Origin of the sequence: Mesorhizobium sp. M0030 (assembly GCF_040323695.1) — a bacterium.
Taxonomy (GTDB): domain Bacteria; phylum Pseudomonadota; class Alphaproteobacteria; order Rhizobiales; family Rhizobiaceae; genus Mesorhizobium.
The window spans coordinates 386,052-410,733 of sequence record NZ_JAMYVE010000001.1; the positions used below are offsets into that span (position 1 = coordinate 386,052).

The 24,682-nt window shown below is 63.7% G+C and carries 21 protein-coding genes and 1 pseudogene; 7 read left to right on the top strand and 15 right to left on the bottom strand.

Annotated elements, in window-relative coordinates; all coding sequences use genetic code 11:
- Window positions 1–6 precede the first annotated feature (6 nt).
- Window positions 7–2,166: a hydantoinase/oxoprolinase family protein gene (locus tag NKJ80_RS01800; protein WP_352496931.1), complete on the bottom strand. Its 2,160-nt coding sequence runs from the start codon at window positions 2,164–2,166 to the stop codon at window positions 7–9.
- A 109-nt stretch (window positions 2,167–2,275) separates the two neighbouring features.
- Between NKJ80_RS01800 and NKJ80_RS01805 the strand changes: the two genes are divergently transcribed.
- The gene (locus NKJ80_RS01805) at window positions 2,276–3,055 is read left to right on the top strand and encodes a helix-turn-helix transcriptional regulator (protein WP_352496932.1); all 780 of its coding nucleotides are present in this window, start codon (window positions 2,276–2,278) and stop codon (window positions 3,053–3,055) included.
- A gap of 19 nt (window positions 3,056–3,074) precedes the next feature.
- Here the strand turns inward: NKJ80_RS01805 and NKJ80_RS01810 are convergent, their stop codons facing one another.
- The 8 genes from NKJ80_RS01810 to NKJ80_RS01845 form a co-directional block, all read right to left on the bottom strand.
- On the bottom strand, window positions 3,075–3,656 hold the full coding sequence (locus tag NKJ80_RS01810; RefSeq protein WP_023732560.1) for a DUF1349 domain-containing protein: 582 nt from the start codon (window positions 3,654–3,656) through the stop codon (window positions 3,075–3,077).
- Between the two features lie 15 nt (window positions 3,657–3,671).
- Window positions 3,672–5,111, bottom strand: a complete 1,440-nt coding sequence (locus tag NKJ80_RS01815; protein ID WP_023746609.1) for an aldehyde dehydrogenase family protein — start codon at window positions 5,109–5,111, stop codon at window positions 3,672–3,674.
- Between the two features lie 165 nt (window positions 5,112–5,276).
- Window positions 5,277–5,762: a hypothetical protein gene (locus NKJ80_RS01820; protein ID WP_023694218.1), complete on the bottom strand. Its 486-nt coding sequence runs from the start codon at window positions 5,760–5,762 to the stop codon at window positions 5,277–5,279.
- A 100-nt stretch (window positions 5,763–5,862) separates the two neighbouring features.
- Complete coding sequence (locus NKJ80_RS01825; protein WP_352496933.1) at window positions 5,863–6,744, bottom strand: ABC transporter permease; 882 nt, start codon at window positions 6,742–6,744, stop codon at window positions 5,863–5,865.
- Window positions 6,741–7,700, bottom strand: coding sequence for an ABC transporter permease (locus NKJ80_RS01830; RefSeq protein ID WP_352496934.1), 960 nt, complete (start codon window positions 7,698–7,700; stop codon window positions 6,741–6,743). Before NKJ80_RS01830 ends, NKJ80_RS01825 begins: the two co-directional genes overlap by 4 nt.
- A gap of 37 nt (window positions 7,701–7,737) precedes the next feature.
- On the bottom strand, window positions 7,738–9,381 hold the full coding sequence (locus NKJ80_RS01835; RefSeq protein ID WP_023684250.1) for an ABC transporter substrate-binding protein: 1,644 nt from the start codon (window positions 9,379–9,381) through the stop codon (window positions 7,738–7,740).
- A gap of 35 nt (window positions 9,382–9,416) precedes the next feature.
- A complete protein-coding gene (locus NKJ80_RS01840; RefSeq protein ID WP_352496935.1) occupies window positions 9,417–10,193 on the bottom strand; it encodes a DUF427 domain-containing protein in 777 nt (258 codons plus the stop codon).
- A gap of 15 nt (window positions 10,194–10,208) precedes the next feature.
- Entirely contained in the window at window positions 10,209–11,567 is a 1,359-nt protein-coding gene (locus NKJ80_RS01845; RefSeq protein WP_023668832.1) for an LLM class flavin-dependent oxidoreductase, read from the bottom strand.
- A gap of 191 nt (window positions 11,568–11,758) precedes the next feature.
- On the opposite strand from NKJ80_RS01845, the gene NKJ80_RS01850 reads away from it, so the two are divergent.
- The gene (locus tag NKJ80_RS01850; protein ID WP_352496936.1) at window positions 11,759–13,561 is read left to right on the top strand and encodes a dipeptide ABC transporter ATP-binding protein; all 1,803 of its coding nucleotides are present in this window, start codon (window positions 11,759–11,761) and stop codon (window positions 13,559–13,561) included.
- 81 nt (window positions 13,562–13,642) lie between these two features.
- On the opposite strand, the pseudogene NKJ80_RS01855 reads toward NKJ80_RS01850, so the two are convergent.
- Window positions 13,643–13,822: pseudogene (locus NKJ80_RS01855) on the bottom strand (ATP-binding cassette domain-containing protein); the annotation flags it as partial.
- A 140-nt stretch (window positions 13,823–13,962) separates the two neighbouring features.
- Between NKJ80_RS01855 and NKJ80_RS01860 the strand changes: the two are divergent.
- Genes NKJ80_RS01860 through NKJ80_RS01880 form a run of 5 tightly spaced genes read left to right on the top strand, consistent with a single transcriptional unit; the run spans window position 13,963 to window position 18,818 of the window.
- Complete coding sequence (locus NKJ80_RS01860) at window positions 13,963–15,198, top strand: ROK family transcriptional regulator (protein ID WP_352496937.1); 1,236 nt, start codon at window positions 13,963–13,965, stop codon at window positions 15,196–15,198.
- Window positions 15,199–15,212: 14 nt separating this feature from the next.
- Window positions 15,213–16,292, top strand: coding sequence for a Gfo/Idh/MocA family protein (locus tag NKJ80_RS01865; RefSeq protein WP_352496938.1), 1,080 nt, complete (start codon window positions 15,213–15,215; stop codon window positions 16,290–16,292).
- On the top strand, window positions 16,292–17,128 hold the full coding sequence (locus NKJ80_RS01870; RefSeq protein WP_352496939.1) for a sugar phosphate isomerase/epimerase family protein: 837 nt from the start codon (window positions 16,292–16,294) through the stop codon (window positions 17,126–17,128). The genes NKJ80_RS01865 and NKJ80_RS01870 overlap by 1 nt, the downstream gene beginning before the upstream one ends.
- Window positions 17,125–17,928: an alpha/beta fold hydrolase gene (locus NKJ80_RS01875; RefSeq protein WP_352496940.1), complete on the top strand. Its 804-nt coding sequence runs from the start codon at window positions 17,125–17,127 to the stop codon at window positions 17,926–17,928. The genes NKJ80_RS01870 and NKJ80_RS01875 overlap by 4 nt, the downstream gene beginning before the upstream one ends.
- Window positions 17,925–18,818, top strand: a complete 894-nt coding sequence (locus NKJ80_RS01880) for an ROK family protein (RefSeq protein ID WP_352496941.1) — start codon at window positions 17,925–17,927, stop codon at window positions 18,816–18,818. Before NKJ80_RS01875 ends, NKJ80_RS01880 begins: the two co-directional genes overlap by 4 nt.
- 26 nt (window positions 18,819–18,844) lie before the next feature.
- Here NKJ80_RS01880 and NKJ80_RS01885 read toward each other — a convergent pair whose 3' ends face one another.
- The 5 genes from NKJ80_RS01885 to NKJ80_RS01905 form a co-directional block, all read right to left on the bottom strand.
- Complete coding sequence (locus NKJ80_RS01885; protein ID WP_352496942.1) at window positions 18,845–19,843, bottom strand: ABC transporter ATP-binding protein; 999 nt, start codon at window positions 19,841–19,843, stop codon at window positions 18,845–18,847.
- Between the two features lie 30 nt (window positions 19,844–19,873).
- Window positions 19,874–20,935: a Gfo/Idh/MocA family protein gene (locus NKJ80_RS01890; protein WP_352496943.1), complete on the bottom strand. Its 1,062-nt coding sequence runs from the start codon at window positions 20,933–20,935 to the stop codon at window positions 19,874–19,876.
- A gap of 250 nt (window positions 20,936–21,185) precedes the next feature.
- Window positions 21,186–22,025: a carbohydrate ABC transporter permease gene (locus NKJ80_RS01895; protein WP_352496944.1), complete on the bottom strand. Its 840-nt coding sequence runs from the start codon at window positions 22,023–22,025 to the stop codon at window positions 21,186–21,188.
- A 226-nt stretch (window positions 22,026–22,251) separates the two neighbouring features.
- Entirely contained in the window at window positions 22,252–23,181 is a 930-nt protein-coding gene (locus NKJ80_RS01900) for a carbohydrate ABC transporter permease (RefSeq protein WP_023707791.1), read from the bottom strand.
- Between the two features lie 240 nt (window positions 23,182–23,421).
- Window positions 23,422–24,681, bottom strand: coding sequence for an ABC transporter substrate-binding protein (locus NKJ80_RS01905; protein ID WP_023668844.1), 1,260 nt, complete (start codon window positions 24,679–24,681; stop codon window positions 23,422–23,424).
- Window position 24,682: the final 1 nt, after the last annotated feature.

The window sequence follows — 24,682 nt, forward strand, 5'->3', positions numbered from 1 at the left end:
GCCCTTTCAAGAATGGGTGTAATGCAGCAGCGTCCACTCATCGACGTGGACACGGTCCTGCGGATGAACAACGAGCGTGGTGGCGGGATGTTCGATGATGGCCGGACCAATCACCTCATGGCCGGGCTGCAGTAGGTCCATCTCGTAGAGATTGGCCTTGTGCCAGCGTCCCCCGATATAGGCCTCGCGCACGCCCTTGTGCGCTGCTGCCGGGGCCGACTTGCCGAGCGGGCGCTTCAAGAGCACCGGCTTGACCTTGTCGGCGGTGGCGATCAATCCGAGCTCGGTGATGGTGAAGCCGGCTTCGCCATAGCGCGAAACGCGATGGTTGACCTTGGCGTAGACCGCCTCGAACTCGTCGATGACCCTGCGCATGTCGTCAGCCGAATTGACCTCGGCAAGCGGTGCCATGACCTCGACATCCTCGAGCTGGCCGGTGTAGCGCATCATCAGGAACGGCACGGTCTTGATCTTGTCTCTGATATGGCCGTCGCTGATCATCTCGTCGACCGCCGCCTTGGTGAGATCATTCCAGACGTCGGTGACCTTCTTGCCGAAAGCGAGCAGCTCGTCATCGCTTGCGCGGGCGCCGATGTCGTGCTGCGTCGAGACCGAATGCCGACGCATGAAATCGGCGGTGGTGCAGCCGAAGGCCGAGAAGGCGGCGGCAAACTGGAAGGTGATGATGTCCTTGAAGCCGATGCCCCTGGAGCAGCCGGCCAGATGCAGCGGACCCGAGCCGCCATAGGACAGCAGCGTGAATTCCGAGGGATGGATGCCCTGGCCGGAGATGACCCGGCGTAGCGCGTTGTTGGCATCGGCTTCCAGCATGTCGATCATGCCTTCGGCAGCCTCCTCGACACCGACGCCAAGGATGCTGGAGCATTTTTCCTCAAACGCTTTGCGCGCCTTCTCGACCTGCAAGACGACCTTGCCGCCGAGGAAATAATACGGGTTGAGGCGGCCTAGTATGGCGTCGCAATCGGCGATGGTGGGTTCAGTGCCGCCCTTGGCGAAGCAGATGGGGCCGGGGTCGGAACCGGCGCTTTCCGGCCCGAGCGAGACTTTCTTGGTCAGCGGGTCGACCTTGAGGATCATGCCGGCGCCGGCGCCGATCGTGTCGAGATGCAGCGTCGGCACGTTGAGCTTGAAACGGTCCATCAGCGGCTCGTTCTCGATCCGCGTCTGGCCGCGCGAAATGACGCCCATGTCGAAGGAGGTGCCGCCCATGTCCGAGCAGATCAGGGAGTCGTTGCCGATGAGCTTGCCGACATAGGCCGCGCCGAGAATACCGCCGATCGGGCCCGAAATCATGGTTTCGTGCAGGCGCGGATGGTTGATTGAGGTCAGGCCGCCAAAGGACAGCAGCGTCTGCACGCCGTATTTGAAGCCGTATTTTTTCGAAACGTCCTCGATACCCCTAAGCTGCTTGCGGCCGCGCGACGTCGCGTAGGCCTCGATCAGCACCGAGTTCAGCCGCGACTGTTCGCGGATGACCGGGCGGACCTCGTGGCTGGTGTAGACGAGGATGTCGGCGCCGGCTTTCAGCACCTCCTCGCGGCAGATCTCGGCGATGCGCTTTTCGTGCACCGGATTGACGTGCGAGAAGATGGTCATGATGCAGATCGCTTCGACCTTGTCGGCGATCAGCTTTTTGGCCGCAGCCGAGACCTCATGCTCGTAGAGCGGCAGCACGATGTCGCCGAACTGGTCGATGCGCTCGGTGACGCCGTGGGTGCGGCGGCGCGGCACCAGCGGATCGGGATGGTGGTGGGTCACCGCATGCAGCCGGTCGGCATAGGAATAGTCGGCCCAGGCCTGCAGGCCGCGACCCATCAGGATCATGTCTTCCAGACCCTTGGTGGTGATCAGGCCCAGCCGGCGCCCGGTGCGCGACAACAGTGTGTTGAGCATGCCGGTGCCGGAATAGAGCACGACGTTGACGCCGGAGAACAGCTGCTCCAGCGAGATGCCCCAGGCGTCGGCCGCGTCTTCGGCCGATGCGAGGAAGCCTTCGGCCTCGTTCTTGGGCGTGGTTGCCGACTTGCCGATCTTGAAGTGCCCGTCCTGGTCGACAAGGATCGTGTCGGTCATGGTGCCGCCGGCGTCGATGCCGATGACGATTGGATTGCCGACGATGGGACTGGTGAGGTTGGGTTGTGTCACGGTCGCCTCGGGATTGCTCTAGGATGCTCAAGCTAGATTCCTTGGGCGGCCTTGCGCCATGTGCCAAAAGACACAATGACCGCCGGACCGGGATCGCTGAGAAAAGGGCATGCGCATGGGCAATATCTGGGGGCCGCTCGCCAGGGCGATTGCCGCCACCGGTACGGACAGGCATGTCGACTGCCTGATCGACCTGATCGGCGCGGACATCGAGCACGATCTCGTCACCGTGACCCGATATTCGGCGACGAAGACGCCGGAATTCATCAAGCACCGGCGCTTCTCCGACGAGATGGTCCGGCGCTATCTCGACAATTACTACGTCTTCGACCCGTTCTATGCCTCGTGGCGGCGTGAGCAGAGGCTGGGCATCCTGCCGCTGAAGCGGCTTGCCGATGACGAGGCCAAGCGCGGCCAGTACATAGCCGGCTTCCTGGCGCAGTCGGAAATCTGCGATGAGGTCGGCATCATGCTGGCCGATGGCGGCGACTGGTGCCTCGGCATCTTCCTCGACCGCTCGACCTCCACCTTCAAGGAGAGCGAGATCGCCCTGCTGGACGAGCGGCTGCCGGTGTTCGAGGCCTTGCATGCGCTCGACATCAAGGCGCGCGGCACCGAGTTCTCCCGCACATCGGCGCCGACCGGCCCCGGCGCCTCGCCCCGGCAGGAGCCGACCATCCCGGCGAGCCTGTGGCCGGAGCTGTCGCTGCGCGAGCGGGAATTGGTGCAGTTGATCCTGGCGGGACATCCGACCGCCAACATCGCGGAACGGCTCGGCATCGCCGTCGGCACGGTGAAGAACCACCGCCGCCGCATCTACGAGAAGCTCGACATAACCACCGAACGGGAGCTGTTTTTGCAGTTCTTCCAGCATCGGGCAGACGGTTAGTCCGCCATCGATATGGCCGTCAGTCGTGCAATTGCCTGGAAATCGGCGGGCCGACAGTAAAGCCGGAGAATGTTACCTCAAACCCTTCGCGCTGCGGCGAGCAGCACATCATGCCGACATCGACGGATTTGGAGATCGGGAAATAAGCCAGCCGCACCGGCTTCCACTTGCCATCGGTGGTATCAAGATATTGGATGCGGATCGCCTCGGCATGGCGGGTCAGCCGGATGCGCACGCCGTCGGGGCCGGTGGGAATGCTGAGCAGCGACCAGTCCGAGGTGTCGTTGGTGACCACCACCGAAAAGTAAGCCAGCCCGTCGGTGTATTCGATGCCGGCCTTGATCCAGTGCGTTTCACTCAGCCGCAGCATCAGCCCGGCCTGGTCGTAGAGCACCTTGTAGTCGCCCTTGACGGTGACTTCGGCGCTGAAGTCACCCTCAACCGGGCGATAGAGGAAATGGCCATTGTCACGCCAGAAGCCGTAAAAGGTTTCGCGCCAGAAGTCGGTTTCCCCGCCGGTGCGCACATGCACGATGCCATTACCGAAAGCATGGTGCGGCGGCGGGTTGAGCCAGGTCAGTTCCTCTTTCGCCGCTGTCATCGGTTCACCCGTCGATTAGCCGGCAAAGGTGTAGGCTGTCTTCACCGTAGTGTAGAACTCCGCGGCATAGCGGCCCTGCTCGCGCGGGCCGTAGCTCGATCCCTTGCGGCCACCGAACGGGACGTGGAAATCGACGCCGGCGGTCGGCAGATTGACCATCACCATGCCGGCCTCGGAATTGCGCCGGAAATGCGTGGCATGCTTGAGGCTAGAGGTGCAGATGCCGGAGGTCAGGCCGAAGGGGGTGTCATTGGCAACCGCAAGCGCCTCGTCATAGTCCTTGACGCGAATGACGTTGGCTACCGGCCCGAAGATTTCTTCCCGCGAAATGCGCATGGCGTTGGTGCTCTCGGTAAACAGCGCCGGCCGGAGGTAGAAGCCGGGCGTTTCGCGATCGAGCCGCTCGCCGCCGAAGGCAAGGTTGGCGCCTTCCTGGCTGCCGATGGCGATGTAATCCTCGTCCTGCTTCAGCTGGCTCGCATCGACGACGGGCCCGATCTGGGTCTTGGCATCGAGCGCATCGCCGATGACGAGCTTTTCCAGGCGCTCCTTGAGCGCGGCAACGAAGCGGTCGTGAATGCCTTCGGTCACCACCAGGCGCGACGATGCCGTGCAGCGCTGGCCGGTCGAGAAATAGGCGCCGTTGATGGCGCACTCGACAGCCGTGGCGAGGTCGGCGTCGTCGAGCACAACCATCGGGTTCTTGCCGCCCATTTCGAGCTGGAACTTGCGCATGTGCTCGACGCTTGCCGCGGCGACGCGTTTGCCGGTGCCGACCGAGCCGGTGAAGGTGATGGCGTTGAGGTCGGGGCTGTCGAGCATGGCCTGGCCGACCACCGAGCCCTTGCCCATGACCAGGTTGAGCACGCCTTTCGGCAGGCCGGCGCGGTGCAGGATGTCGACGATGGTCCAGGCGCTTTCGGGAACGAGTTCGGCCGGCTTGAAGACGATGGTGTTGCCGTGGGCGAGCGCCGGCGCGATCTTCCAGGTGGGAATGGCGATCGGGAAATTCCATGGCGTAATGATGCCGACCACACCAACGGCTTCGCGGGTGATCTCGACGCCGACGCCCGGGCGCACGCTGGGCACCAATTCACCCGACAGGCGCAGCGTCTCGCCGGCGAAGAAGTCGAAGATCTGGGCGGCGCGGATGGTCTCGCCAATGCCCTCGGCCAGCGTCTTGCCCTCTTCGCGCGACAGGGCGCGCCCGATCTCGTCCTTGCGCGCCATGATCTCGTCCGACGCCTTTTTCAGCACGGCGTGGCGCACCAGCGGCGCCGAACGCGACCAGGCCGGGAAGGCGGCTTTGGCCGCCGCTATGGCCTGCTTTGCCTGTTCGGCGCCGGCCGAGGCATATTCGCCAACGACATCCCCCGTGTTCGAGGGATTGATGTTGCGTGAGCCGGCCTCGCCCACCCACTCGCCATCGATCAGATTTTTACGAAAGAGGCTCATGTCGCGGTTTCCTTGTATTGGTTCGCTGGGGGTGCCGTATGCCTGAATTATTTATCAGACAAATGACGACACTGTGAGGGCTGAAATCTGGCTGCGGACTGGATAGCCGATGGCGCGCGGCTATGAAAGCCGCGACCTCAAGATGGACAATATGAAGGGGCCCTGTCAGGTCGGAAAAGTCCAGAACAGGCAAGCCAGCGTCGCCGCGGCGAAGATGACGAAAAACAGGCTCCTGAGCAGGATGTTGCGGCGCAGCTCGTTCATGGTGAAATGGCTGCCAACGATGGCCGCGGCAAACAGGAAACGCCAGTTCAGCAGTGCCCACAGCACGCTGCTCTGTCCGAAGGCCCAGCGGGCGACGAGACAGCCGACAATGGTCGCGAACAAGGCGATCACCGCCCAGAACAGCGCATCCGCAGCATGGGTCAAGACGATGCCGGCGGCGCGGATCGGCAGGATCATCATCAGCATGGCGCCGAAGAAATAGACGGCGGCGAGCGGCAGGAACGAGCCGGCATCGGCAATGCCGTCCAGCCGCCTCACGCCGATCGCGCCATAGGGATAGCCGTGCCTGGCCACCGCCAGGCTGAGCGCCATGAGCAATGCGGTGAGCACCGCGACCAATGCGAATGTAATGAGGGCCTTGCTCATGCCGTTCCTTGCTTTGAGGCCCTGTCAGAGCCGAATCACGAGGAACGATTTTAGCGCACGGTCCGCGATTGCGCGTCAGCTTTGCTGAGCGTTCCGCTCTTCACCGGTCGCTGTTTTCGAAGGCCCCCATGCCTTGCGCGATCAGATTGGTTGCCATGACAAGCGAAACGATGGCTGCGGAGTTGAAGATCACCACCCACCATTTGCCGCCGGTCAGGAAGCCGTAGCCGTCGGCGACCGCCAGTCCCCAATCGGCTGAGGGAGGCTGGATGCCGAGGCCGAGGAAGCTCAGCGTGGCGATCGAAAAGAAGGCGTAGCCAAGCCTTGTGACCAGCTCGATGAGGATGGTTTCCCTGACATTAGGCAGGATCTCGAGGAACATGATGGAAAGAGCGCTCTCGCCGCCGAGACGAGCGGCGCTGACATAGTCGCGTTCGCGCTGTTCGCGCACGGCGGCGCGCACCGTTCGCGCCACCAGCGGCGCATAGGCGATGCCGATCACCAGGATGACGGTGAGGTTGGACGGCCCGAGCGCGACCAGCGTCATGGTGACGAGCACGATGAAGGGAAAAGCGATCAGCGTGTCGAGCAGCCTGGCGCCGATGGCGTCGATCAGCCCGTCGAAATAGCCGAGCACGAGGCCAAGCACGCTGCCGGCGGCTACGCCGAGCAGGGTTGCTGCCGGCGCGACCAGCAGGATGTCACGCGAGCCGACGACGATGCGCGACAGCACGTCGCGGCCAAGCTGGTCGGTGCCGAACCAGTGCGCCGCGTCGGGCGGCGCCAGCATGACGAGGAAATCCTCGGCATAGGGATCGTAGGGCACAAACAGGCTGCCGAACACGGCACAGCCGACCCAGAACAGCAGGATCAGCGAGCCGATGATGACCGAGGGCGGCAGCTGCGAAACAGTCTCGCGGATGCGACTTGCTGCCCGCCAGCCCAGCGTACGGCGCTCCGGCAATTCCATCAGTTCCATCATGGCGAGACACGGCGGCGCTGCCGCGGATCGAGCAAGGCATTCACGAGATCGCCTGCCGCGGCCGACAGCACGAAGATGGTCGCCATGACCAGCACGCCGGCTTCGAGCATCGGGAAGTCACGCGACTTGGCGGCGTTGAGGACAAGGTTGCCGAGGCCCTGTATGCCGAACAGCGCTTCGATGACCACCAGCCCGCCAAGCATGTAACCGGTCTGCGTCGCGAGCACGGCGACGGTCGGCGTCAGCGCATTGCGCAGCACGTGCCGGATGAGGATTTCGCGACGCTCGAGGCCTTTCAGGACGGCGGTGCGCGTATAGTCGGCGGCCAGCGCCTCGATCACGCCGGCCCGCGTCATGCGGGTGATGTAGCCGGCAAGGTTCAGCACCAGCGGCAGCGCCGGCAGGATCAGGTAATAGCCACTGACCCACAGCCCGGCGCCATCGGGAGCAGCGCCGGTGATCGGGAACCAGTTCAGCCACAGGCCGAAGACGATGAGCAACAGCAGGCCGGAGACGAAGTCCGGGACAATGCCGAAGGACACGCCGGCGAGTACGATCAGGCGGTCGATAAAGCGGCCCTGGTTGAGACCGGCGACGATGCCGGCGCCGATGCCCAGCGGCAGCAGAAAGACGAGGATAATTCCGGCAAGGGCCGCCGAGCGCTTGAAGCTTTCCAGAACGAAGGGCGCCACCGGCAAACGCAGCGACAGGGAGGTGCCGAAGTCGCCTGACAGCACGCTGCTGAACCAGTGCCAGTATTGCACGAGCACCGGCTGGTCGGCGCCGAGCTGCCTGTTCAGCGCCGCGACGGCCTCGGCATCGGCGAACGGTCCGAGCATGAGGCGGCCGACATCGCCGGGCAGAACCTGCCCGGCGAAGAACACCAGCATGCTGACCAACCACAGCGTGAGCAGAAGCGAGGCTGCCCGCACCGACACAGTGCGGCCGGTCAGCATCGGATTTTGGTGCCCGGAGTGGCTGGACGTCTCGCAATCATGCCTGGGCGAACGTCACGCGGTCGAGCAGCAGATGCGAGATTGCCGTGAAGCGGACGCCCTCGACCTTCGATGAGACGATCCGGCTGTATTGCGAGAAGTAGCTGATGATCAGCGGCGTCTCATCCAGCAGCAAGGTCTGGATCTTGCCCGCGGCAAGGCGTTGCGCCTGAAGGTCGCGGGCCTTGCCGTATTCGAGCAGCAGCCCGTCATAGGCCGGGTTGTTGAAATGCGCGGCGTTCCAGGCGCCCGAACTCTTCAGCGTCGCGTTGAGGAAGATGTCGGGCGTGCCGCGATGTCCGAAATCGGTGATGCCGAGATTGGAATCGAGCCATGGCGACGAGCCGAACTTCGCCGAGCCATAATAGGCGTCCTGCGGCAGCACGTTGAGCTTGATGTCGATGCCGGCCTTCTTGGCGAAGTTCTGGATCAGCACCGCATAGTCGGGAATGTCATAGGCGCGTTCGGTGGTCAGCGTCACCGGGAAGCCGTTCGGCACGCCGGCCTCGCCAAGCAGGCGCTTGGCCTCGGCGATGTCCTGCTTGCGCTGCGGCACCGACGGATCGGCCGAGGGGAAGATCGGCGCAAACGGCGTGTCGTTGCCGACAATGGCGCGGCCCTTGAGCAAGCCCTTGACCACCGCCTCGCGATCGATGGTGAGCGCCAGTGCGCGGCGGATGCGCTTGTCGGTGAACGGCGCCTGGTCGGTCCGCAGATGCACCTCGTCATGCGAGCTTGCCTGCACGCTGAGCAGCTTGAAGTTGGGATTGCCCTCGATCGCCAATTCGAGCCGGGTCGTGCTCGGGATGACGTCGAGCTGGCCGGCCTGCAGCGCCAGCACCTGCGCCTGCTCGTCGTCGAAGAACTTGATTTCGACGCGGTCGGGCAGCGCCTTGTCGCCCCAATAGTCAGGGTTGCGCACGAAGCTGGCGCCCTGCTTGGGGCGGAAGGATTCGAGCTTGAACGGGCCGGTGCCGTTGAAATTCTTCTCGAAATCGCCGGCATAGTCGGCCGGCAGGATGACGGCATTGTAGACGTCGGAGGAGACATAGAAGGGGAAGTTGCTGTTGGGCCCGTCGAGGTCGAAGGCGACTGTCTGGTCGTCGACGACCTTGGCGCCGCCCTTGGACAGGATGCCCTTATAGGCCGACAAAGCGGACGAACCGCTGGCCGGATCGACCAGCCGCTCGAAGCTCGCCACCACATCCTTGGCGGTGACGGTGCGGCCGTCGTGGAATTTCACGCCCGGCCGCAATTTGAAGGTCCAGCGGCTGGCGGTCTCGTCGGCCTCCCACGACAGAGCGAGCTTGGGCTGCAGACCGTCCTTGGGATCGTCGAGGATGAGATATTCGCCGACCTGGCTGATGACGCCGATGCTGGCCGGATCGGTGATAGAGACGGGATCGATCGCCTTGGTCGGCTGTCCGAGCCCAACGCGGACCGTGCCGCCGGCGCCGGCAGCGCGCGCCGTCCCGAAACCAGCAAGTCCCTGCGAGGCGGCAAAGCCGGTGAGGCCGATCAAGGCTGCGTATTTCAGGAGATCGCGGCGCTTGAGGAAGCCGGCCTGGTGCTCATCGACGGCGACGTTCCAGATGTCGCCGGACATATTGCGAAGCGTATCGATGTCGTTGCGTTTGGTCATTTTGAAACCCCTGTCTGAAATGACTGTTGAATGGCTTAAGCGACTGGTTCGCCGTCGAGATGGATGCGGTCGACGGCTTGCGGGTAAAAGGCGATGAGGCCCCTGATCTTGGGCATTTCGGCAATGGGATCGCGGTAGCTCCAGGCGACATCGGGGCTTACCGAGCCGTCGGCGCGCCGGCCCGACCAGTAGCAGGCGATGCCCTTGTAGGGACAGCGCGTCGTGCTGTCCGAAGCGGTCAGCCGGTCGAGCCTGACATCGTCCGGGTGCAGGTAGAAACGCGTCGGCAGATGCGTTTCGAACAGAAGCACCGGGCGATGGCTGTCGGCGATCAGTTCGCCGTCGAACCAGATCTGGACGTGACTTGAACTCTGCAGCACATCGATGCGTGCGTATGGATCGCGGGCGTGGACGAAGACCTCTTCTTCCTCCTCGAACCATTGGTCGACCGCCTTCCAGGTGAAGGCGATACGCCCGGCCAGCGGCGACAGATTTTCATCCGGCGGCGCGGCAAGCGACCAGGCCGCGTTGGGCGAAGCTTTTTCTCCCGTCTCCAGGTTCCAATAGGTGGTTTCGCCGCCGACTGGATGCGGCTGGCGATGCTCGGACGGCTTCAAGAGCGAGCGGTCCACCGAGGAGGCCGGGAAGAAATAGATCGGCAGAAAATGGTTGGAGCGCAGCACCAGGACGTTGCGGCTGTCGGCGATGGTGCGGCCGGCGAATTTGACCCGAATGCGCTTGGGGCTGTGCAGAACATTGATGAGCTGCGGAGCCGTGGCTTCGCGGGGCTGAAGTTTTGGCGCTGCGGTCATATCAGTTGCCCCAAGTCAGGATACGGCGCGCACATTGTCGCGCTGTTCGGCGAAGCGGTTGGCCGGCCGAGCCAGGCCGAAACGATCACGCAGCGTCCCCGGCGCATATTCGGTGGGGAATACGCCGCGGCGCTGCAGTTCCGGCACGACCTGCTCGGCAAAATTCACCCAATCCTCCGGGAGCAGCGGGAACATCAGGTTGAAGCCGTCGGCGGCACCTGCCTCGAACCAGTCCTGCAGCTGATCGGCGATCTGGTTCGGTGTGCCGACGACGGTCGGCACCGAACCGCTGTTGGCGAGCTTGCGAGCGATCTCGCGCAGAGTGAGGTTCTGCTTCGACCATTCCTTGACGCGATTGAGCGAGGTGCGGCCGCCATTGAAGGTGCTCTCGTCCGGCAGCGGCGGCAGCGGGCCGTCCGGCGGATATACGGAGAGATCGACGCCGCTCCAGCTCGAGAGAAGGTCGATGCCGACCCGATCGGGAAGCAAGCTCTGCAGATACTCCTGCCGCTCGCGTCCCTCCGCTTCGGAAGCTGCGACGATCGGCAGGATGCCCGGCAGGATCTTGAAGCTCTCGGGCTTGCGGCCGTAACGGGCGAGGCGCTCGTTGATGTCCTGCCTATATTTGATGCCGTCTTCCTTGGTGCTGTAGATGGCAAAGTGCGCATCGGCATGCGCGGTAGCGAAATTCTTGCCGTCTTCGGACGAGCCGGCCTGGACGATCAGCGGATGGCCCTGCGGCGGGCGCGAGACATTGAGCGGTCCGCGCACCTTGAAGTGCGGGCCCTTGTGGTTGATCGCATGGACCTTGTCGGGATCGGCGAAATAGCCCGATGCCTTGTCGATAAGCAGGGCTTCGTCTTCCCAGCTGTCCCACAGTGCCTTGACGATATCGAGGAATTCGGTGGCGCGCTCATAGCGAAAGGCGTGCTCGATATTGCCGTCGCGGCCGAAATTGCGGGCCTCCTCGTCCATGGCCGACGTCACCACATTCCAAGACGCCCTGCCCTTGCTGATATGGTCGAGCGAGGCAAACATGCGGGCGACATTGTAGGGCTCGCTGTAGGAGCTCGAGGCGGTGGTGATGAGGCCGATATGCCTGGTCACGCCGGCAAGCGCCGACAACAGCGTCAGCGGTTCCAGGCGGGCATTGGCGTAATGGGCTACGCCGCTCTGTACGGAATCCCAGATCGCGACATGGTCGGCGACGAAGATCGTATCGATCCTGGCGCGCTCGGCAGACTGGACGAGATCGCGGTAGAAGTCGAAGTCGAGCACTTCGCGGCCCGGCGCGCGCGGATGGCGCCACGACATGCGATGATCGCCCTGCGGATTGAAGAAAAACGCGCTGAGGATCATGTGGTCGCGTGCCATGCCGGTCTCCTTGCAGAACTGCTTCAGGCGACCGTCGCGATGCCTCGACCGGCTGCGACAATCTCTCCTGAGCGGTGAAAGGTAGATTGCGCTCCAGCTTAATTCGAGTAATTTTATAGAGATTGTGCGGCGCGAAAGCGGAAGCGATTGCCCTCGAAGACCGCGCCGAAAGAAAGTGGTTTCAGCAAGACATGTCGTCATCGGTTCTGAACGTCGAGCAGCTCACCGTCGCCTATGATGAACGCCGGGGATCGCATCCGGCCGTCAACGGCGTGTCGCTCACCATCGGCGAAGGCGAAGCGCTCGGCCTTGTCGGCGAGTCCGGCTCGGGCAAAAGCTCGGTGGCACTCGCTATTCTGCGCTATCTGCCGAGTAACGCCCGGATCGCCGCGTCGGCGCTCGAGTTCCAGGGCCGCGAGATCCGCAATCTCTCCGGCGAGCAGCTTCGCCGGCTAAGGGGCGATCGCATCGCGGCCGTCTACCAGCATCCGGGTGCGGCGCTCAATCCGGCCATGACGATTGGCCGGCAGATCACCGAGACGATCATGCGGCATCGCCCGGTTCGGCAGGACGAAGCACGCACCCGCGCCGCCGAGCTGCTCGGCCGCGTCAGGGTGAGCAATCCGGAGCGGGTGCTCGATCTCTATCCGCACGAATTGTCGGGCGGCATGCAGCAGCGCGCCAACATCGCGATTGCCATTGCGCTCGACCCGTCGCTGCTGGTGCTGGACGAGCCGACGACGGCGCTTGACGCCAGCGTCCAGTCCGAGATCATCGCCATCCTGCAGGACTTGCGCCGCGATCACCAAACCAGCGTTCTGCTGATCAGCCATGACATCAACATGGTCCGCCGGGCCTGCGATCGGGTGGCCGTGATGCAGTCGGGGACGGTGGTCGAAAGCGGCATCGCCAACGATGTCTTCGAGAACCCTGTTCACGCCTACACCAAGGCGCTGATCGCCTCGATCCCGGCGCTCAACTTCACCAAGCGCGACGGCAGGCTGGCCGAGATGCACACAACCGGCCCGTCGAAGCCTGTCCGCAGCGATCAACCGGAAGCCGCACGTCCGATCGCCGTCGCCTGCAAAGGCATCAGCCACGCCTTCGGCTCCCAGGCCGTCCTGCACGATATCGACCTGGAGATAGCCCAGGGCGAGACGTTCGGGCTGATCGGCGAATCCGGCTCCGGCAAGTCGACATTGGCAAGGATCGTGACTGGCCTCCAGACGCCGGACGCTGGGTCGGTCGAGCTGTTCGGCAGCACTGTCGCGCCGCGCGTCGAGAAAAGAAGCCTGAGCGAACGCCGCGACGTGCAGATGGTGTTCCAGTCACCCGACCGCACGCTCAATCCGCGCCAGCGGATCGGCAGGATCCTCGGCCGTCCGCTGCGGCGGCTCGCCGGCTTTAGCCGCAGCGAGGTGAAGCAGCGTGTCGGCGATCTCCTGGCCTCGGTTCGTCTTGCCGCTACGACCGTCGACCAGAAGCCGAGATCGCTGTCTGGTGGCCAGCGCCAACGGGCGGCGATTGCGCGCGCCTTTGCCGGCGTGCCGAAGCTCGTGGTGTTGGACGAGCCGACCTCTGCGCTCGACGTTTCCGTGCAGGCGACCGTGCTCAATTTGCTCAACGACCTGCAGCGCGACAAGGACACCACCTATCTGTTCATCAGCCACGACCTCAGGGTGGTGCGCTATATGGCCGACAGGATCGGCGTGCTCTATCGCGGCCGGCTGGTCGAGGCGGGGTCATCCGAGCAGATTTTCCGTGGCCCCAACCACCCCTACACGAAGCTGCTTCTGGCCGCGTCCTCGGATGAGTCGGCGCCGAAGGCTCCGGCTCAGCTCGACGTCGCGGCACACGATGCCGAGACCTCCGGATGCCCCTTTGCCGCCCGCTGTCCTGTCGCGCTGCCCGATTGCCGAAAGGCGCAACCACCCGTCAGGCAGGCCGGCGACGGTCATCTGATCGCCTGCTGGAGGGACACAGGCAGTCTCTGATTGCGAAGCGGGCCGGCCCAACTGCAAGCCTGCCTTCGAAGAGATGTCCCCCGGCCGATGCGCCGGAGGACAGGCTTGGGAGGTGCCGGACGTCGGCCGGAAATTTCCGGCGATGGTTTTGACCAGCGTCGATTTGCCGGCACCATTGTCGCCCATCAGGCCGAGAACCTCGCCCTCATTGATGTCGAGCGAGACATTGTCCAGCGCGCGGACGGCACCGAAATCCTTCACGATATGTTCGAGACGCGCTAGAACCGGCATCGCATCCTCCCATGCCAATTTGTAAGTTTCTGATACAAATCATCGTTTGAAACTTGGGTCAATGGGCTTGGGGATGCTGAATATTTTGTTGCAATGCACCCAACGTTGGGTCTTTCAAACCGCCTAGAAATTCCATTAGTATGCAAATCAAACAAATTGTGGAGAACGACGTGCTGGTGTCGACCGATCTTCGGCCGAACGAAACGAGGGCACTTGCGGCGCTGTTTCGTGCCGGCGCGTCGAGCCGAGCGGCGCTCGCACGCGATCTCGGCCTGACCCGGTCGACCACCGGCGCCCTGGTGCTGGGGCTGACCGAAGCCGGTCTGGCGCGCGAGCGGTCGGATGGAACGGATGACGAGCAGGATAGCGAGGGTCGGGTCGGCCGTCCCGGTATCCTGGTCGAGATCGAAGGCAATGGCGGCTTCTTCCTTGGCGCTTATATCGGCGTCAACTGGATCGCAGCCGTGGCTGTCGACCTTGCCGGCGCGCGGCGTGCGAGCGCCTCTAGGGCATTTGCCGGCCCGGGCAGCACGCCTGAAGCCGCGGTTGCCATCATCGGGGAACTCGTCGCCGAGATCCGCTCACAATTGCCTGCGGGCACGCGCCCCTACGGGCTCAATGTCGCCGTGCCCGGCTTCCCCGCCGCCGACGGGATTTCATACCATGCCACCATCCTTGGCTGGCACGGGGTCAATCTGGCGGAGCTTTTGCGCATTGCCTTTGGCGCGGACTTTCCAATCCTCCTGGAAAACGATGCCAATGCCGTGGCGGTGGCCGAGACATACCGGTCGCGGCCAGGAAAGGACGACGAGGATGCTCTGGTCATCCTGATCGAGAACGGCGTTGGCGGCGGCATCATCAATGCCGGCAGGGTGCATCGCGGCCGGCTCGGCGGCGCCGGCGAAATCGGTCATCTTCGCATTGGCGACGAAGGTTTTGTCTTCGACGCGAAGCGCCCGGGGCGGCTGGAATCCTATGTCGGCAAGGATGCGTTGCTGGCTCGCTATTTGCACATAAGCGGACTGCGCGCCGGCCTGCATGAGTTTGTGGCGGCATTGGCCGACGGCGATCCGCCAGCCGTTGCCACGGCGCGCGACTGGGCGCTCTGGTTCGGTCGCGGGCTGGCGACACTTGCCTGCACCTTGCAGCCGGAGCGCATCATCCTCTCCGGCTCGGTCAATGCGGTTTATCCCTTTGTCGCCAAACAGGTGGAAGCTTTCCTCTCGGACTTCCTGGCTGAAGGTTATCCGGTTCCCACAGTCGAACTGTCGCGCGTCGGCGCCGACGGTCCGGCATTGGGCGCTGCCTGTCTGCTGCATCAGGCAGCTTTGTCGGGCGATCCGCAATTTCAACTTCGCGGCCTCGCCGCGCGCTAATCAGGAGAGATTCAATGCCTCGCAAAGACGAAAAGCGGCTGCGTGTCGGCGTGCTCGGCTGCGGTCCGATTGCCCAGGCGGCGCATTTCGAATCCTGCACCAAGGCACGCAATGCCGATCTCTATGCCATCTGCGATGTCGCCGACGATCTGCGCGACAGGATGGCCGCGACCTACGCGCCTGAAAAATCCTATGCCGACTACGGCCTGATGCTGGCCGATCCCGATCTCGATGCCGTCATCATCGCGACATCGGACATTTTTCACGTCAAGGCCGCGGAACTGGCGCTCGATGCCGGCAAGCATGTGCTTTGCGAAAAGCCGCTGGGCGTTTCGGTCGAGGAGGTCGAAGGCTTGCGGGCCACGCTCGACAAGAGCGGCAAGGTGCTTCAGGTCGGCCATATGAAGCGCTTCGATCCCGGCATCCAGGCGGCAAAGGCTTTCGTCGACGACGAAATGGGCGAGCGGCTGGCGTTCAAAGGCTGGTACTGCGACAGCACCCACCGCTACCCGATGACCGATGCAGTGCAACCGCTGATCATCACCAGCGCCAAGGCGCGCAAGCCTGCCGTCAATCCCAAGGCGGATCTGCGCCAATACTACATGCTGGCGCATGGCAGCCATCTCCTTGATACGGCGCGCCATCTGCACAGCTCGATCGAGGCGGTGGAGGCCCGGCTCACCGAGCGCTATGGCGCCTATTGCTGGTTCATCACCACCATCTTCGCCGACGGCACGATCGGCCATCTCGACCTGACGGTCGCCGTGCGCATGGACTGGCACGAAGGGTTCCAGATCTACGGCGAGAACGGCAGCGTTCTCGCGAAGACCTATAACCCCTGGTACTACAAGAGCAGCGAGGTCGACATTTTCCGCGAGGCCGATGGCAGTTGGCACCGGACGCTTGGCGCGGATGGCCACTTCTATCGCCGGCAGCTCGAAGGCTTTGCCGATGTCGTGCTAAATGGCGCGCCGATGATCGGCGCCGGCATCGAGGACGGCATCGCCTCGGTCAGGGGCATGGCGGCCATCGCCCGCTCGGCCGCTGCCGGCGGCCGCGCCGTCCGTCTGGCCGATGTCGACGGGGTCGTGTGATGCAGCTTGGGATTTTCGCCAAGACCTTCGCCACCACCGGCGCCTTGCCGGTGCTGCGCGCGGTCGCGGACGGCGGCTACACGGCGGCGCAGTTCAACATGGCGTGCCTTGGACTGCCGTCGATGCCGGACAGCATTGAGCTCGGCGCGGCCCGGTCCGTCGCTGAGGCGAGCGGCGAGGCCGGCGTTTCGATCGCGGCGGTTTCGGGAACCTACAACATGATCCACCCGGATCGCACGGTTCGCATCCAGGGACTCGCCCGGCTTGAGGTACTGGCCGCGTCATGCGCCGATATGGGCACCCGTCTGATTACGCTGTGCACCGGCACAAGGGATGCGCAGGATCAGTGGCGCTGGCATCCCGACAATGCAAGCGAGGCGGCATGGAGCGATCTGCGGACGGAGATGGAAGCGGCGATCGCGATTGCCGAGCGCTTCGACATCGAGCTTGGCATCGAACCGGAACTGGCCAATGTCCTCTCCAGCGCCCGGGCCGCACGCCGCCTGCTGGACGAAATGAACGGCACGCGGCTGCGCATCGTGCTCGATCCGGCCAATCTGTTCGAAGTGGCCGACAGCGCGGAGCGTCATCGCCTCATCGACGAAGCCATCGATCTGCTGGCCGCCGAGATCGGCATGGCCCATGCCAAGGACCGCCATGCCGATGGCAGTTTTGCCGCGGCCGGACAGGGCGTTGTCGATTTCCCGCATTTCATCGGCCGCCTGAAGGCTGCCGGGTTCGACGGCCCCTTGATCACACATGGCCTGACAGAGGCCGAGGCGCCAGGTGTCGGCGCCTTTCTGCGCACCGTACTTGAAGAGAGCGAGCGCGCGTGAAAAAGACCTTCAGCCGCGATGGCGTCGACCTTGCCTACCGGGACGTCGGCGCCGGCCTTCCCGTCATCTTCCAGCATGGGCTGGGCGGCGATGAGGCGCAGGTCGCCGACGTGTTTCCCGATCTGCCGGTGACCCGGCGCGTGACGCTCGAATGCCGGGGCCAGGGCGGATCCAGCTACGGGCCGGTCGAGCGGCTTTCGATTGCGACTTTTGCTGAAGACGTCGAAGCGCTGGCCGACGAACTCGGCCTCGGCTCGGCCGTCGTCGGCGGCATCTCGATGGGCGCGGCGCTGGCGCTGCGCCTGGCAGTGCACAGGCCGGCCCGTGTGCGCGCTTTGGTGCTCGCCCGGCCCGCCTGGGTAGCCCAGGCGGCTCCGGAAAATATGAGGCCCTATGCCGTCGTCGGCGATCTCTTGATGCGGCATTCGCCTGAAGACGCCAGGCGTCTGTTCGATGACAGCGCTGTTGCCGGCGAACTGGCCAGATTGGCGCCGGACAATCTCGGCAGCCTGCAAGGCTTCTTCACTCGCCCGGATCCGGTTCTGTTCGGCAGGCTGCTTTCGGCGATCGCCGGCGATGGTCCCGGCGTGAGCGAGGCGGGCATCCGCGCTATCGCGGTGCCGACTCTTGTCATCGGCCATGACCATGACCTCGTCCATCGCCTGGCCGACGCACAGACGCTGGCCGGACTCATTCCGTCGGCCCGGCTTTGCACCATCACAGCCAAATCGCAGGATCGCGCCGCCTACCGGCTGGAATTCCGCGCCTGTCTTTCGGAATTCCTGGAACCGCTCGCATGACGCATCAAACGATGGACGACACGATCGCCGTGGTCGAGATCGGCGGCACGTCGGTCAAGGTTGGCTTTGCCGACCACGGCATCCCGGTGGATTTTGCCCGCACCTACCCGACCGCGCAACTGCGCAAGGGCGCGCCTGTGGCGGGGTTGGCCGATGCGGTCACCGCAGCCTGCCGCGATGCCGGGCTCAAACCTGCACGGGTCGTTGCGACGGTGCCTGGGTTCATCGACCGCGACTTCGACACGGTGCTGCACACGGCCAACATTCCCGAGCTGAACGGCATCCGGCTGGGTACGGAACTGGCATCGCGGCTCCGCGTTCCCGTGCGGCTCGAACGCGACGTCGTGCTGCAATTGCTCGGTGAAAGCGTCGCCGGCGCAGTGAAGCGGCAAAAGGAGGTGCTGGCGGTCTATCTCGGCACCGGCATCGGTGCGGCCTATCTCGGCAAGCACGGCATTTTCAGGGGCGGCGGCTGGGCGCTGGAAATCGGCCATATGCCGATCTACCGGCCTGACGAAAGCGGTCCGCCAAACCGGGTCGAGACCTATGCCTCAGGGGCAACGCTCGTCGACCTCGCGACAGACTACGATATCCCGGTGGCCGATCTGTTTTCGGCGGCCGGGCAGCCGCCATCGCTGCGCGAATGGCTCGACGAAATCGTCTGGCAGCAGGCGGTGGCCGTCGCAACGGCAGCCGCCCTGTTTTCCCCGCAGACGATCCTGATCGGCGGCGGTATCGTCGACATGAAGTCCTATCCCCGCCAGACGCTCAAGCAGCGCATCGCGGACAGCCTACCGCATTCGCTTGTTGTAGAGCCTCTGGACATACGCTGGGCGGCCCTGGGCTGGCAGGCGGCGATCCATGGCGCGGTGCTGCTCGGCGCGGTGTGATCGCCGTGGTTGCTGTCGGCGAAGGATTACTTGATCGTCTTGCCGTCCGCCCCAAACCGGTATGTCTTACCCGGCTCGGGCGTTGCATACAGCGTCGCACCGGGCTCGGCGTCGTAGACACCGAAAATGCGCACCGTGATCAGCCCGGCCTTTTCGCAGTCGAGATAGAGGTTGGTGTCGGCGCCGAGATGTTCGGCGTGCACCACCGTTCCCTTCCAGGCACCGGACCTTGGATCCACGGTCAGATGCTCCGGCCGCACGCCGATCGTCTTGACCGTCTCGCCCAATCTGGCGCCGTCGATGAAATTCATCTTCGGCGAGCCGATAAAGCCGGCGACGAACTCGTTTGCCGGCGAATTGTAAAGCTCCATCGGGCCGCCGATCTGCTCGATCTGGCCAGCGTTGAGCACGACGATCTTGTCGGCCAGCGTCATCGCCTCGACCTGATCATGGGTGACGTAGATCATCGTTGCCTTCAGCCGGCGATGCAGCTGCGCGATCTCCAGTCGCGTGTTGACGCGAAGCGCTGCATCGAGGTTCGACAAGGGCTCGTCGAAGAGAAACAGTTTTGGCTCACGCACCACGGCGCGGCCGATGGCGACGCGCTGGCGCTGGCCGCCCGACAGTTCCGCCGGCCGCCGCTCGAGATACGGTTCCAGCGACAGCATCGACGAGGCGACGCCGATGCGGCGTTCGATCTCCGGGGCGGGCGTGCCGGCCTGCTTGAGGCCGAGGCCCATATTGTTCTTCACCGTCAGATGCGGGTAGAGCGCGTACGTCTGGAACACCATGGCAATGCCGCGTTTTGCCGGGGGCGTGGCCGAGACATCGACGCCGTCGATCACCACCCTGCCGGAGGTCGAATCCTCCAGCCCGGCGATGACCCTGAGCAAGGTTGACTTGCCGCAGCCAGATGGGCCGACGAAGACGACGAATTCGCCGTCGGTCACTTCGAGGTTGATGCCTTTCAGCACCTCGACCGGCCCGAAGGCCTTCTTCACATTCTCGATTACCAGCGAGCCCACGGCTTCGTCCTTGTTCTAGAGTTTGCCCTACTAGAGCTTAACTGGGGCGCCGCTGCGCACGCTCTCATCGGCGGCAAGGCAGACGGCGAGCGATTTCACCGCGTCGTCCATGTGGCGGGTCAGGTCAATGTCTTCCCGGATCGCCTTCAGCACGAAAGCCTGTTCGAGGTCGCAGAGATCCTGGTGGCCGGGTTCGCCGTCCATCGACAGCATCTCGTCCGGCCTGGCGAACTTGCCGTCCGCGCCGGTCGCCGCACTGTGCAGGCGGATGGTCGAGGTCTTGGTGTGGGTGTCGATGTCGTCCGACTTCACACCCTCTTTCATGACGATCGACACGCAGCCATTGGGCGAAATCACGTCCTTCACGAAGAACGCCGTTTCCGAGATCATCGGTCCCCAGGCCGCTTCGTACCAGCCGACCGAGCCGTCGTCGAACAGCACCTGGAGATGGCCGTAATTGTACATTGTCGGCGCGATCTCTTCGGTCAGCCGCAGCCCCATGCCGCGCACCTCGACCGGCCTGGCGTCGGTGATCTGCAACATCACGTCGAGATAGTGCACGCCGCAATCGACGATCGGCGACGTCGTCTGCATCAGCTGCTTGTGCGTCTGCCAGGTCTGGCCCGACGATTGCTGGTTGAGGTTCATGCGGAAAACGTAAGGGCCGCCAAGCTTGCGCGCCTCGGCGATCAGCCGGACCCAGGACGGGTGATGGCGCAGGATATAGCCAATCACCAGCTTTCTGCCATTGGCCTTGGCCGCCGCGACGACGCGCTTGGCGTCGGCGACCGTCGTTGCCAGCGGCTTTTCGACAAAGACATGGCAGCCCGCCTCGAATGCCTTCACCGCATAGTCGGCATGGCTGTCGGAATAGGTGGCGATGCAGGCGACATCCGGCTTTTCATCGCGCAACGCGTCGTCGAAGGAGCGCCTGATGCCATAGCCCGACAGCCCGTCCGGTAACGGCACGTCGGAGCGGTTGATCAGGGCCGCGATCTCGAAGCCCGGATTAGTGTGGTAGGCCAGCGCATGGCTACGCCCCATATTACCGAGGCCTGCGACGACGACGCGAAGGGGCGATTTAGAGGTCACCTAACTACTCCAGATGTTCCAGTTGTTCCTTCTGAGAGGGTGTCACCCCACCCGGCGCTTCGCGCCGACCTCCCCATCGAGGGGAGGTAGGACGTTGGCGCGAACACCCTCACTGCCAAAGAAGCTTCTCCGAAAGTCGCCCTTTGGCGGTCGTGAATGAAGCCACGACCTTTTACCTCCCCTTGATGGGGAGGTCGGCGCGCAGCGCCGGGTGGGGTGAAGGCTCCAGCAGAGATTTGTAGGGCTCCGCTCACTTGACGGCTCCGGATGTGATGCCGCGGATCAGCTGCCGCGAGAAGATGACGTAGAGGGTCAGCACCGGCATGATCGCCAGCGAGAGTGCGGCCAGGATGGCGTTCCAGTTGGTGACGAACTGGCCGAGGAACAACTGCGCGCCGAGCGTCACCGTCTTGGTCTCTTCCGACGGCGCCAGGATCAGCGGGAACCACAGATCGTTCCAGATCGGGATCATGGTGAAGACGGCGACCGTCGCCATCGACGGCCGCACCAGCGGCAGCACCAGCCGGAAGACGATCGTGTATTCCGACAGGCCGTCGATGCGGCCGGCATTCTTCAGATCGTCGGACACCTGCTTCATGAATTCCGACAGGATGAAGACGGCCAGCGGCAGCCCCTGCGCGGTGTAGACCAGGATCAGCGCCGTCAGCGTGTTGACCAGCCCGCTCGCCACCATCAATTGCAGGATGGCGACGGTGCCGAGCCGGATCGGGATCATGATGCCGAGCGCGAGGTAAAGCCCCATCAGCGTGTTGCCGCGGAAGCGGTATTCCGAGAGCGCGAACGCCGCCATCGCGCCGAACAGAAGCACGAAGAACAGCGAGGCGACGGTGACGACCAGGCTGTTCTGGAAATAATGGATGAAGTCGCCCTGGCCGATCACCGTGGTGTAGCCGATCAGGTCGAAGGTTTTTGGCGTCGGCGGCGTCAGCGGCTCGCTGAAGATGCCGGCGCGCGATTTGAACGAGTTCATGATGACCAGGATCACCGGAAACAGCGCGATCGCCGTGTAGGTCAACAGGATCGCGTGGGCGCCGATGGTGCGGGGCAGCGAACGGGTGGCGGTGCTCATTGGAAGGTCTCCTGACGAGCGATGACTGTTGAGGTCGGCACCAAGGCACCCCCCTCTGTCCTGCCGGACATCTCCCCCGCAAGGGGGGAGATCAGATGCCGCGACTGCTTTCGCCAATCGCCAACGTTGCAAGACGAGCGGCAAGGCCAGAGCTGCCAATCTCCCCCCTTGCGGGGGAGATGGCCGGCAGGCCAGAGGGGGGTGTTCAAGCTCGACATCTCGCCCCTCAGAACTGGTAGCGACGCAGGCGCGTCTGGACGAGGAACAGGTAGACGCAGACGCCGCCGAGGATGATCAGGAACATCATCGTGGCGATCGCCGCGCCCATATTGGGATCGCCGGTCTGCAGCTGAAAGCCGAAGAAGGCGCGGTAGAGGAAAGTGCCCAGAATGTCGGTCGAATAGTTCGGGCCGGCGAGCGCCCCTTGCGCGGTGTAGATCAGGTCGAAGGCGTTGAAATTGCCGACGAAGGTCAGGATCGAGATGATGCCGATCGACGGCAGGATCAGCGGCAGCTTGATCTTCCAGAACTGCGACATGCCGGTGATGCCGTCACATTCGGCCGCCTCGATCACCTCTTCGGGGATCGACAAAAGGGCTGCATAGATCAGCATCATCGGGATGCCGACGAACTGCCACACCGAGATCAGGCTGAGCGCGGTCAGCGCATATCGTTCCTTGCCCAGCCACGGCGTGAACAGGCTTTTCAAGCCGACCAGGTCCATCAGATGCGGCGCCACGCCCCATAACGGCGACAGGATCAGTTTCCAGGCGAAGCCGACGATGACGAAGGACAGGATGGTCGGCACGAAGATCGCGGTGCGGTAGAAGGCGGCGAACCTCAGCCTCGGGCTGGAAAGAAGTGCGGCCAGAAGCACGCCGATCGGGTTCTGCACCACCATGTGGATGATGAAGAACCAGGTGTTGTTCCTCAGCGCGTTCCAGAAACCCACCGACCAGTTGGGGTCGCCGAACAACGTACGGAAGTTGGTGAAGCCAACGAACACCTGATGCTGCTCGACGTTGCGGAACAGCGACAGCTGCAAGGTGCCGGCCAGCGGCAGGATCATGATCGCCGTATAGACCAGCAGCGCCGGCGCCAGGAAGACGCCGATATGCCAGCGGAACGGTCGTTTCGGTCGTGTTTGTGCGGCCATGAGTGCGGTCCCCGCCGAGGTTTAGCAATGCCTTCGACGGCAGCGCTGCCCCCTCACCCTTACCCTCTCCCCGTGAAGGACGGGGAGAGGGGGCGCCTGCGTTTCGGCTGATCCTTCTCCCCGTCACTATACGGGGAGAAGGTGCCGGCAGGCGGATGAGGGGCGGCGCCGTCGTTCGCAGTCGATGATGCTTTCGAAAAACGCAGGGCCGTCCACTTGGGGCCCTGTCTGTCTCTGAGCTTACTTGCCCGGCTTGTACCAGCTGTCGAGGCCGTCCTGCAGCTTCTTGGCGGCAGCTTCCGGCGTGTCGGTGCCGTTGATGACGTTGGCCGATTCAACCCAGGTTTCGTTCTCGAGGTTCGGCGTGCCGCGCGACAGGATCTGGTAGGTCGAGCGGATCGTCGACTTGCACTTGTCGCGCCAGGAGACGAATTCCTGCGCCAGCGGGTCTTCCATCTTCACCGGGGTGGAATTTAGGCTGAAGAAGCCCGGCAGTGCGTTGGCGTAGATGGTGGCGAAGTCCGGCGAGGCGACCCAGGACAGAAAGGTCTTGGCCGCGTCGGCATTCTTCGACGCCGCATTCAGGCCCATGCCGATATCGGTATGGTCGGAGATGTAGCAGGTGTCGCCGGCCTTCTCGACCGGCGGCGGGAAGGCGCCCATCTTGAACTGCGCCTGGGTGTTGAACAGGCCGATCTCCCACGATCCCGCCGGGTAGATGGCGGCGCGGCCAAGCGTGAACAGGTTCTGGCTGTCCGGATAGGTCTGGGCCTCGAAGCCGTCGCCGAGATAAGGCTTCCACTTGGCCAGTTCCTCATAGGGAGCAACCCAGTCCTTGTCGGTCAGCTTCTGGTCGCCCTTGATCAGCGCTGCGCGGCCCTCTTCGCCCTTCCAGTAGTTCGGACCGATGTTCTGATAGCCCATGGTCGCGGCTTCCCAGAGGTCCTTGGTGCCCATGGCCATCGGGATGTAGGTGCCGTCGGCCTTGATCTTGTCGAGCGCGGCGAAGAACTCGTCACGCGTCGTCGGCACCTTGAGGCCGAGCTTGTCGAAGGCGTCCTTGTTGTAGATGAAGCCGTGAATGACCGAGGCCATCGGCACGCAGAAGCTCGCCTTGCCGTCGTCGGTCTGCCAGGCGGCCTTGGCAACGGGCGAAAAGTTTTCCATGCCGGGCAGCGCCGACAGGTCGGCAAGGTTGCCCTTCTTGAACAGTTCGAGCGACTTGTCGAACGGGCGGCAGGTGATCAGGTCGCCAGCCGAGCCGGCGGCGAGCTTGGCGCCGAGTGCGGCGTCATACTCGGTCGGCGCCGACGGTGCGAACACCACTTTGATGCCCGGGTTCTTGGCCTCAAAGGCCGGGATCAGCTTGTCCTTCCAGATGGCAAGGTCGTCGCCGCGCCAGCTTTCGATATTGAGCGTTACGTCATCGGCGTGAGCCAACCCGGCGGTGCCGAGAATGCTGGTGCCGAGAAGCAGTGCCGTCAGTAATTTCGTTGTCATG